Here is a 10,276-nt window from a genome sequence, read left to right on the forward strand (position 1 = left end):
CCTTAGCAAGCATGCCTCCCCGTCTCCGCCGTCCTGCACGCCCGGACCGGCGACCACGCCCCGCCCGCGGGACCGGCGTCGCCGTACCGACGACCGTCGGCGGAGTCTTCCGCCTCGTGCTCGCCGGCAACCGACGCTGGCTCCTGCTGACCGTGGGCGCGGGCGGCTTCATGGTCCACCAGGTCGCCGAGGCCCTCGTGCCCGTGCTGATCGGCGTGGTCGTGGACCGTGCGATCGTCCCGCGCGACGGCATGGCGCTCGGCCTGTGGCTCGGTGTGCTCGCCGCGGTCTTCGTCGTCCTGACCATGGCGTGGCGGATCGGCATGCGCTCGACCGTGCGCGCCTTCTCGTTCGCGGCGCACGACCTGCGCCGGCTCACGGTCGCGCGCGTGCTGGACCCGCTCGGCATGGCGCGGCAGCGCGCCGCGGGCGAGACCCTGACCATCGCGTCCTCCGACACCAACCGCGTCGCAGGGATCTCGTGGCTCGTCACGGGTCAGCTCGGCGCGCTCGCCGCGATCGGCACGACCGCCGTGAGCCTCCTGCTCGTCTCGGTGCCGCTCGGGATCGCGGTCCTCGTCGCGACGCCCGTGATGCTGCTCGTGATGCACCGGCTCTCGGTGCCGCTCGAGGCACGCAGCGAGACAGAGCAGGAGACCGCGGCGCGCGCCGGGGGGCTCGCGACCGACCTCGTCACGGGCCTGCGCGTCCTCAAGGGCCTGGGCGCCGAGGAGGCCGCGGCCGACCGCTACCGGCGCGCGAGCCGCGACTCCCTCGCGGCCGCGCTGCGCGCGGTGCGCTCCCGGGCCGCGTACCAGGCCGTGAGCACTGTGCTCTCGGTCGTCTTCCTCGCGGCGGTCGCGTTCTTCGCGGGCCGCATGGCGCTCGCCGGGCAGATCACCGTGGGTGAGCTCGTCGCGGTCGTGGGCCTCGCGCAGTTCGTCCAGGAACCAATGTCCCGGACGGGCTTCCTGGGCGTCGAGCTCGCGCAGAAGCGGGCCTCCGCGCGGCGTCTGCTGCTCCTGCTCGGCGAGCCGACCGTCCACAGCCCGGTGGACGGGGCGGCGAGCGCCGCGCACGCGGGCACCCGCGACGGCGGGGCCGCGACCGTGACGATCGCGGGCGTCTTCGGCGGGTCCGTCGTGCCTCGCTTCACGGCCCGGGCGGGCCAGGTCGTGGGAGTCGTCGTGCCCGACGGCGGCGACGCGGCCCGGCTCGTCGACGTCCTCGGGTGCCGCGCCCCTGCCGCGCCCGGAGCCGTCGTCGTGAACGGTACCGACCTCGCCGCCCTCGACCCCTCGGCCGGGCGTGCGCTCGTGTTCGCGGCCCGGCACGACGCGTCGTTGTTCAGCACGAGCGTGCGCGAGAACCTCGCGCCCGACGGGCCGCTCGACGACCGGGCGATCGACGCCTCGGGGACCGGCGAGGTGCTCGGGCACCTCGCCGAGGGGCTCGACACGCCGCTGGTCGGCCGCGGCCAGCACCTGTCCGGCGGGCAGCGCCAACGTCTGGTCCTGGGGCGTGCGCTGCACCGGCCCGAACCCGTGCTCGTCCTGCACGACCCCACGACCGCGGTCGACACCGTGACCGAGGCCAGGATCGCCGCCGCGCTGCGCGGCTTCCCGGAGCGCGCGCTCGTGCTCGTGACCTCGAGCCCGACGCTCCTGGCCGTGTGCGACGAGGTCGTCACGGCGGTCGCGGTCGTGGCGACCCCTGCCGGCACCGACCGTGAGCTGGTGGCCTCGTGAGCGCCGACGTCGTGACCGCCGACCCCGGGCAGGCCGGTCCCGCGGCCCCCGCCGTCCCGGCGCGGACCATCCTGCCCGTCGCCACGACCGCCGCGACCAACGCTGCGCTGTGGCGCATGCTCACGATGCGCCGGTGGCTCTTCGCCGGGACCGTCGCGGTGCTGCTGGCCGGCTCGGTCGCGGGCCTCGCCACTCCGGCCCTGCTCGGGGTCATGGTCAACGTCGTCGTCGAGGGCGGCCGGACGTCGGAGCTCGTGCGGTTCGGCCTGCTGCTCCTCGGAGCAGGTGTGCTGAGCGCGGTGCTCGGCTACCTGGGACAGACCCTGCTCGCCCGGATCTGCGAGGGCGCGCTCGCCGACCTGCGCGAGGACGTCCTCGCGAGCGCGCTCGACCTGCCGCTCGAGCAGGTCGAGCGGGCAGGCGTCGGTGACGTCGTCGCGCGCGTCTCGGGGGACGTCGACGCCGTGAGCGAGGCGATCTCGGGCGTCCTGCCCGCCGTCACGTCCGCCGTGTTCACGATCGCCCTGACGCTCGTGGGGCTCGGGGCCCTCGACTGGCGCTTCGCGCTCGCCGCGGTGGCCGCCGCTCCCCTGCAGGTCGTGTCGCTGCGCTGGTTCCTGCGCCGCTCGGGACCCGTCTACCGCGAGGTCCGGGTCGCCGAGGCCCAGCGCACCGAGCAGGTCATCGAGACGGTCGCGGGGGCCACGACCGTCACGACCCTGGGGCACGGCGAGCGGCACGAGGACCTCGTGGCGCAGTCCTCGATCCGGGCCATCGACCTGTCGCTGACCGGGATCGCGCTCCTCACCCGGTTCTACAACCGGCTCAACATCGCCGAGCTCATCGGGCTCGGGGCCGTGCTCGCGGTCGGGTTCTGGCTCGTCTCGGGGAACGCCGTGACCGTGGGCGCCGCGACGGCCGCGGCGCTGTACTTCCACCGGCTGTTCGGGCCCATCGGGATGGTCCTGGGCGAGTTCGACGAGATCCAGAAGGCGGGGGCCGGGCTCGCACGGCTCGTGGGCGTGACGACCGCGGCCACGTGGCCGGTCGAGGGTGGCGGCCCCTCCGACCCGGCCGATCGGCTCTCCGCCCAGGGCGACCGTCCCGCGAGCGCCGCCGACGTGCCGGGGCCACGCTCCGCCGTCGTGCTCCGGGACGTGACCTTCGCCTACTCCCCCGGGCGCGACGTCCTCACGGGCGTCGACCTCGAGGTCGCGGAGGGCGAGCACGTCGCGCTCGTCGGGGCGTCCGGGGCCGGCAAGACGTCGGTCGCGAAGCTCGCGATGGGCATCCACCGCCCGACGCGCGGCGCCGTGCAGGTCCTGGGCGCGACGCCGGGGCGACGCCGTCGGGCCGCCGCCGACGAGGGGCTGCCCGCCCCCCGGCCGGACGCGGCCATGGTGAGCCAGGAGGTCCACGTCTTCAGCGGGACCCTCGCCGAGGACCTGCGGCTCGCCGCGCCCCGCGCGAGCGACGCCGAGCTGCACGCGGCCCTCGACGCGGTCGAGGCGCGCTGGGTCGCCGACCTGCCCGAGGGCCTCGCGACCGCGGTGGGTGCGGGCGGCCTCGACCTCTCGCCGGACCGCGCGCAGCAGCTCGCGCTCGCTCGGATACTGCTCCTGGACCCCGCGGTCGTGGTGCTCGACGAGGCCACGGCCGAGGTCGGGACCGACGGCGCCGCGACGCTCGACCGGGCGGCCCGGGCCGCGCTGGCGGGGCGGACCGCGGTCGTGATCGCGCACCGGCTGAGCCAGGCCGCGGCAGCCGACCGGGTCGTCGTCATGGATGCCGGGCGGGTCGTCGAGTCGGGGACGCACGACGAGCTGCGCGCGGCCGGCGGGCAGTACGCGCGGCTGTGGGCCGCGTGGGAACGGGGATCGGGCGAGCGCTGAGCCGGACGGGCCTCGACGGTCGGGTACGTCACCTTCGGCGGGCACGACCGTCGCCCCCGGCATCCCGAGCGCTACCGTGTCCGACATGGGTTGGGAAATGTGGTTGGGAGTCGCGGCGGTCGCCATCTCCGCCGTCGCGCTCACGGTCGCGATGACCGTCTGGTCGCAGCAGCGACGCCGACGACGCCTCGACCCTCCCGTCGTCCCCGCCGACGCCCCCTCCGACGACACCGGCCAGCTCATCGCGTTCGTCGCCAACCCGTCCAAGCCCGCGGCCGCGAACCTCGAGCGCACGGTCCGCCAGGTGTGCGCCGAGGCCGACCTCCCCGACCCGCTGTGGTTCGAGACCACGATCGAGGACCCGGGTGTGGGACAGACCCGCGAGGCCCTCGCGCGCGGCGCCGACATCGTGGTGGCGGTCGGCGGCGACGGGACCGTCCGGGCCGTCGCCGAGGCCATGGTCGGCACGGGCACACCCATGGGCCTCATCCCCATCGGCACGGGCAACCTGCTCGCGCGCAACCTCGACCTGCCCATCACCGACCCGGACGAGGCGCTGCGCATCGTCGTCGCGGGCGCGGACCGCGTGATCGACGTCGGCTGGGCGCGCGTCCTGGAGTACGCGGAGCCCGACGGCGGCGCGCGCGGCCCCGCGCGGACCGGCGCCACGGGCGCGGACGCGGGTGCGGGTGCGGACGCCGCGGCCGACGAGGACGCCGGCACGGCCGCCGGCTCTGACGGCAAGGACACCTCCGCCACCTCGGTCGAGCAGCCCGAGGGCACGCTCGCGGCCCGGGACACCGAGACCGCGCACATCTTCCTCGTGATCGCGGGGCTCGGGTTCGACGCCGCGATGGTCGCGGACGCCGACGCGACCCTCAAGGCCAAGGTGGGCTGGGTCGCGTACTTCGTCGCGGGGATCCGGCACCTGCACGGCCGCCGCCTGCGCGCCCAGATCCAGCTCGACGACGCACCGCCCGTCCAGGCCAAGCTGCGCACCCTCATGGTCGGCAACTGCGGCAAGCTGCCCGGCGGCATCACGCTGCTGCCCGACGCGGTGCTCGACGACGGCATCCTCGACATCGCCGCGATCGACACCCGGGGCGGGGTCGTGGGCTGGGCCCAGCTCTTCGGCGACGTCGTCATGCAGGGGTTCGGCGTGACCAACGACCTGCCCGCGAAGATCGGCCGGATCGACCACGCGCGCGCCAAGCGCGTCCGCGTCCGGGTCGAGGGCGGCGAGCAGGCGCAGGTCGACGGTGACCTCCTGGGACGGGCCGTCGAGCTCGAGGCCTGGGTCGAGCCGGGCGGGCTGGTCGTGCGCACGGCCTGACCGGCAGGCATCATTCGACCTGACGCCCGAACTTCACCACCGAGGAGCACCCCCTAGATGACCGCACCGCAGGACGCTTCTCCGCACCGTGGCCTGGCGCCGTCGACCCGGACCCTGATCAGCCTGGCCGCTGCCGTGATCGTCCTCGCGGGCGTGTACTTCGCGCGCGGGCTGTTCGGACCGCTCGCTCTCGCGGCCGTCGTCGTGATCATCGTGCAGCCGGTCCGCGGACCGCTCGAGCGCCGCGGCTGGCCACGATGGGCCGCGACGACCGGGATGATCGTCGTCGCCTACCTGATCCTCGGAGCGCTCGCCGCGCTCCTCGCGTTCGCCGGGGTCCAGTTCGCGAACCTCGTGAGCCAGTACCTCGACGACCTCGCCAAGACCGTCGACCAGGTCACGGCGTGGCTCGAGTCGTTCGGCGTCGAGGGGCAGGTCGCGGACGCGGTGTCGTCGTGGCTCGACCCGAGCACCATCGCGGGCCTCGCGGCCACGGTGGGCGGTACGGCCATGACCGTGCTCACCGCCTTCTTCTTCGTGCTCGCGTACGTGATCTTCATGGCCGCAGATGCCGGGCGCTACCAGGACGCGGGCGCCCGCTTCGGGGCGACGCGCCCCGCGACGCTCGCCCGGATCACGGCGTACAACTCCGGGGTGCGCCGCTACTTCGTCGTCAACGCCTCGTTCGGTGCGGTCGTGGCCGTGATCGACGGCGTGGCCCTGTGGTGGATGGGGGTCCCTGCGCCCGCGGTCTGGGCCATCCTCGCGTTCGTCACCAACTTCATCCCGAACATCGGGTTCGTGCTCGGCGTGGTCCCTCCCACGGTCATGGCGCTCGTCGTGGGCGGCTGGCCGCTCGCGCTCGGGGTGGTCGCGGTCTACTGCGTGGTCAACGTGGTCCTGCAGGTGCTCGTGCAGCCCAAGTTCGTGGCCGACGCCGTGAACCTGAGCCTCACGCTGAGCTTCTTCTCGGTCGTGTTCTGGACGCTCGTGATCGGCCCGCTCGGCGCGATCCTCGCGATCCCGCTCACGCTCCTCACCCGGGCGCTGATCATCGAGGGGGACCCTGACTCGGGCTGGTTGCGCTACCTGTCGGGTGACACGTCGGGGGCGCCGCCCGCAGAGCCGACACCGGAGAGGGCCAAGGCTCCGGAGGAGGCACCGGCGGCCTCCACGAGAGCACTGGCGCTCGAGGCCAGCACCGGTGCGGCCTCGGACGGGCCCGACGGCGACGAGCCGGACCGCCCGACCACCTGAGCCACTTCCGTCCCTGCTGCGCCGACCTCGTGGAGGATCTGTGGCCGCGCAGCCCGGTCGACGGGCCGCCGACGTGACCCCCCGTAGGCTGGACCGGTGACGAATCCGGCCCCCGCACAGACCCCTCGTCGCACCAGTCGTCGGGGGTTCGCCGCGCTGCTCCTCGCGATCGGCGCGCTCGTCGGCCCGGCGCTGCCCGCCGCGGCCGCTCCCGCGACCTCCTCGACGACCACCACCGAGACCACCGCCGACTCCTCGCCCGAGGGCCCGACCGTCCTGGTCGGCGTCGCCGGGCTGCGCTGGACGGACGTCAACCCGACGACCGTGCCGCACCTGTGGAGCATGATCGGGTCGAGCTCGGTCGGGTCGATCAACGTCCGCACGGGCGCCGGCCCGGTCACGTGCTCGCTCGACGCGTGGCTCACGCTGTCCGCGGGGCAGCGCGAGTCGAGCGCTCCCCCGGTCGTCGAGCCGGTGCCCACGGACGACCCGGCGGACCCGGCCGAGGTCACGTCCACGGTCGACTGCGAGCCCCTGCCCACGATCGACGCGGGGACGGGCGTGAGCTCGTCGTCGGTGCCGGGCTGGTCCACGCTCACGACCGGTCCCGAGGACCTGGTCGAGGAGCCGGCCGACACCACGGTCGATCCCGAGACGGGCGCCGTGGTGCCCCGCGGGCCGGGCGCGCTCGGCACCGAGCTCGCCGCGGCGGGCGTGTGCAGCACCGCTGTCGGCCCGGGCGGTGCGATCACGCTCGCGGACTCGACCGGCGCGGTCTCGCGCTACGTCCCGACGCTCGACGCCCTCTCGCAAGAGGAGCTCGCGGCGTGCGACACGGTCGTGATCGACCAGGGCGAGCTGCCCGAGTCGTCGCCCGAGCGGGCCGAGGCCCTGCGCGAGCTCGACCGGGTCCTCGAGCGCCTGACCTCCGACCTGCCGCGCGACTCACGCGTCCTCGTGGCGGGGATCGCCGACACCCCGGGCGCCAAGCCCGGTCTGCAGGTCGTCGTGGACTGGACGGCCTCGGGCTCGGCACACGGCTGGCTCCAGTCGGAGTCGACGCGCTTCAAGGGGCTCGTCCAGCTCACCGACCTCACCGCGACGCTCGCGGCCGACGCCGGGATCAGCACCGCCGCGTTCGAGGGGGGCGCCCCGCTCGAGTCGGGCGACGACCGTCGCATGAGCATCTCGCGCACGGTCGAGAACCGTCGATACCTCGGTGTCCTGTCGGACACCGCCCCGAACCTCATGCCTGCGTTCGTGGGCCTGCTCATCGGTGCGCTCGTGATCGCGGTCGGGGCCACGCTGTGGTCGCGTCGCGCAGCGGAGCGGCGCGCGGCAGCGTCCCCTTCCGGCCCGACGGCGCCGCTCCCCCCGAGCCCCCGAGGCCGCCGGGTCCTGTCGGCGGTCCTGCTCCTGGTCGCCTCCGCCCCTGCGGCGTCGTCGCTCAGCACGCTCGCCCGGTGGTGGGTCTCCCCCGCGCCGACGTTCGCGCTCATCCTCTCGGTCAGCGTGGCGACCGTCGTGGTCGCCCTCGTCGCGTGGTTCGTGAGCCGGGTCCTGCCTCGCAGCCCCTGGCGCCTGGCCGCCGCGGTCTCGGGAGTCACCTGGCTCGTCCTGACGGTCGACGGCCTGACCGGGACGACGCTCCAGCAGGGTTCGCTCCTGGGCCCGGCCCCCGTGCTCGGAGCGCGCTTCTACGGCTTCAACAACATGACGTTCGCGGTCTACGGCGCCGCCGCGCTGCTGCTCGCCGGGAGCATCGCGTCCCAGCTCGCGGCGCACGGCAGGCGGCGGGCGAGCCTCGCGGTCGTCGTCGGCGTCGGGGTCGTGACGACGGTCGTCGACGGCTGGCCCGCGTTCGGTGCCGACTTCGGCGGGATCCTGGCCCTGATCCCCGCGTTCGCGATCCTTGCCCTGCTGGTCGCCCAGGTGCGCATCACGGTGCGGCGGATCCTCGCGGTCGCGGCCGCGACGATCGGCGTGGTCGTGGTCGTGTCGGTCGTCGACTGGGCGATCCCGGGGACCAGCTCGCACCTGGGCGGGTTCGTCCAGCGGTTCCTCGACGGGGACGCGCTGAGCATGATCGCGACCAAGGCCGCGGGGGCGTGGGCGACGGTCGCGAGCGTGCCCGGCGTCCTGGCGACCGTGGCCGTCGTGGCCACGGCCTTCGCGGCCCTGCGCCCCGACGTCTGCCGCCTGCCCGAGGTCGCCGCCGCCTACCGCGCGTGGCCCCAGCTCCGGTCCCTCGTGATCTCGCTCGTGGTCGCGGCCGGGATCGGTTCGGTCCTCAACGACTCGGGCGTCATCATCGCGGTCATGTTCGTCGTCGTGGCGATCGCGACCGTCGTGGCCTCGTTCCTCTCGGAGTCGTCGGTCACGGTCGCGGCGGCGGTCCCCACCGCCGTCCCCGCAGACGCCCCCGTCCCGTCAGCGTCACCGACCGCACGAAAGCCCCGCGCGCCGCGCATCGCGGGGCTCTCGACCGACTCGGGCACGATCCGCCGCATGCCCACCACGATCCTCGCGGTGGGCGGCGGCCTGCTCCTCTCGCTGCTGCTCGCCGCGGCCGTCGTGCCGACGAGCGGCGCGGCCGTCGCGGGCGACGAGGTCCGTCGCGGGACGGGTGCGCCCGTCGCGCCCGAGGGCGAGAGCCTCGTCGTGATCGGCACCTCGGGGCTCCGCTGGCCCGACGTCGCGTCCGGGACGGCCCCCGAGCTCCGCACCCTCCTCACCGAGGGGGCGGGCGCCGCGGGCGACTCGCTCCCCACGGGGGCCGCGAGCCGGTGCCCCGCGTCGGGGTGGCTCGCGCTCTCGGCGGGGCAGTACGTGCGCCACGAGCCCCTCCTGCTCGACGACGGCACGACGTCGTGCGCCCCCGTCACCACGGTCGCGACGGACGGGACGACGGCCTCGTCGGACGAGCCCGTCGACACGGTCGCCTCGTCGCGCGTCGCGACCCCCGCGACGTCGGTCCAGGTCCAGGGGTGGCAGGACATGGTGGACGCTCAGTCCCGGACCGTCGAGCTCGGCACCCTGGGCCAGGCGATCTCGGACGCGGGCATCTGCGCGACGGCCGTCGGGCCGCGCGCGGCGCTCGCCCTCGCGGACAGCGACGGGACGGTCGCGCGCTACCAGGACCTGCCCGCGGCCCTGGCCCCGGTCAACGACACGTTCGGCTGCGCGCTGACCGTGGTCGACGCGGGAGACGCGACCCCGGCAGCGCTGGCGACGATCCCGGGCGAGACGGCGGCCGAGCGCTCGACCCGCTACCGCACCGAGCGGCCCGCGCTCGTCGCCGACGTCGACGCGACGGTCGGCCGGGTCCTGGACGCCGTGCCGGACTCGGCGACGGTCCTCGTGGTCGACGTGGTCAACAACCCGGGCGCCCGTCCTGCGCTGGGCGTGACCATGGTCCGGTCCTCGACCTCGATCGACTCGGACCAGCCCCGGTTCCTCACGAGCTCGGCGACGCGCTCCGACGGGATCGTCCGCCTGCTCGACGTGCCTCCGACGATCCTGGGCGCCCTGGGCGTCGAGGTCCCGGCAGGGATCGACACGTCGGTCATGACCTACGGCTCGCCCCGGCCCCTCGACGCGGCGTCCGCCGCCGACGCCCTGGCCGACCTGACCTCACGCGACCAGGTCCGGCGCCAGATCTACCCGTACTTCGTCGACTACGCGGGGTACGCGGGCCTGGTCCTCGCGGCCGGCTGCCTGCTGCTGGCGCCCGTCGCCCGCCGCAAGGACTCACGAGGCTGGCGAATCGGGCGCCGGGTCGCCGAGGGTGCCGCGCTGGTCCTCGCATCCTTGCCCGCCGCGGCGTTCGTCTCGTCGATGACCTCGTGGTGGCGGTTCGAGAACCCGATGCTCGCGGCCGTCGCCATGTCGATCGGCTCGACCGTCGTGGTCGCCGGCCTCGGGGCGCGCGCGCCCCCCCCCCCCCGCGCGGCTGGGGGACGCTCGGGCGGCGGGGCCGGGCCCGCCGGGCGAGGGCCGAGTCGTCGTAGCCGACGACCGCGAGGTCCTCGGGAACGCGCAGGCCC

General features: G+C 75.2%; 5 protein-coding genes. All 5 read left to right on the forward strand.

Annotated elements, in window-relative coordinates; genetic code table 11:
- The first annotated feature begins 11 nt into the window (after window positions 1-11).
- Window positions 12-1,748, forward strand: a complete 1,737-nt coding sequence (locus H9641_RS03635) for an ABC transporter transmembrane domain-containing protein (RefSeq protein WP_191801083.1) — start codon at window positions 12-14, stop codon at window positions 1,746-1,748.
- Window positions 1,745-3,640, forward strand: coding sequence for an ABC transporter ATP-binding protein (locus tag H9641_RS03640; RefSeq protein WP_318244363.1), 1,896 nt, complete (start codon window positions 1,745-1,747; stop codon window positions 3,638-3,640). The genes H9641_RS03635 and H9641_RS03640 overlap by 4 nt, the downstream gene beginning before the upstream one ends.
- Before the next feature lie 85 nt (window positions 3,641-3,725).
- Window positions 3,726-4,973, forward strand: coding sequence for a diacylglycerol/lipid kinase family protein (locus tag H9641_RS03645; RefSeq protein WP_191801085.1), 1,248 nt, complete (start codon window positions 3,726-3,728; stop codon window positions 4,971-4,973).
- A gap of 57 nt (window positions 4,974-5,030) precedes the next feature.
- The gene (locus tag H9641_RS03650; protein WP_191801087.1) at window positions 5,031-6,230 is read left to right on the forward strand and encodes an AI-2E family transporter; all 1,200 of its coding nucleotides are present in this window, start codon (window positions 5,031-5,033) and stop codon (window positions 6,228-6,230) included.
- Window positions 6,231-6,326: 96 nt separating this feature from the next.
- Window positions 6,327-10,276: alkaline phosphatase family protein (locus H9641_RS03655; RefSeq protein ID WP_191801089.1), on the forward strand; the 3,950-nt coding region annotated here is incomplete at its 3' end.

The organism is Oerskovia merdavium, from assembly GCF_014836755.1.
Taxonomy (GTDB): Bacteria; Actinomycetota; Actinomycetes; order Actinomycetales; family Cellulomonadaceae; genus Oerskovia; species Oerskovia merdavium.

Bases quoted from the DNA above. Each gene is read 5' to 3' on its own strand.
- H9641_RS03645 (WP_191801085.1), top strand. From the start codon at position 3,726: ATGGGTTGGGAAATGTGGTTGGGAGTCGCGGCGGTCGCCATCTCCGCC.
- H9641_RS03635 (WP_191801083.1), top strand. From the start codon at position 12: ATGCCTCCCCGTCTCCGCCGTCCTGCACGCCCGGACCGGCGACCACGC.
- H9641_RS03650 (WP_191801087.1), top strand. From the start codon at position 5,031: ATGACCGCACCGCAGGACGCTTCTCCGCACCGTGGCCTGGCGCCGTCG.